This window comes from Turicimonas sp. TL08 (assembly GCF_054660695.1).
This window is the reverse complement of sequence record NZ_BAAGDP010000099.1, coordinates 1-262: the sequence shown is the minus strand read 5'-3', so window position 1 is coordinate 262 and position 262 is coordinate 1. Positions and strand designations below refer to the sequence as shown.

Sequence of the window (262 nt, the reverse complement as noted above, 5' to 3'; positions counted from 1 at the left end):
AGGGATATTTCTTTTTTCGAATAAGACGGCTCGATACTCCTTTCAGAGAATTGACTAAACGAGATATAGAGACTTTAGGTGGGTAAGTAATTAACAAATGAACGTGATATTTTTCGCCATCAAACTCTACTAAGCCAGCTTCAAAATCATTACAAACTGAGGGAAAAATTATTTTCAGTGCGTCCAATATCTGTTTGGTAAATACGTATCGTGTGTACTTAGTGGCAAAGACCAAATGAATATGCAAATTCAAAAGACATTA

1 protein-coding gene is annotated in these 262 nt (G+C 34.4%); it reads right to left on the bottom strand.

The window, feature by feature from the left end:
* A partial coding sequence (gene tnpA / locus ACYQ4O_RS13105; RefSeq protein ID WP_460175889.1) for an IS200/IS605 family transposase occupies positions 1–253 on the bottom strand: 253 nt, incomplete at its 3' end.
* Between the last annotated feature and the right edge of the window lie 9 nt (positions 254–262).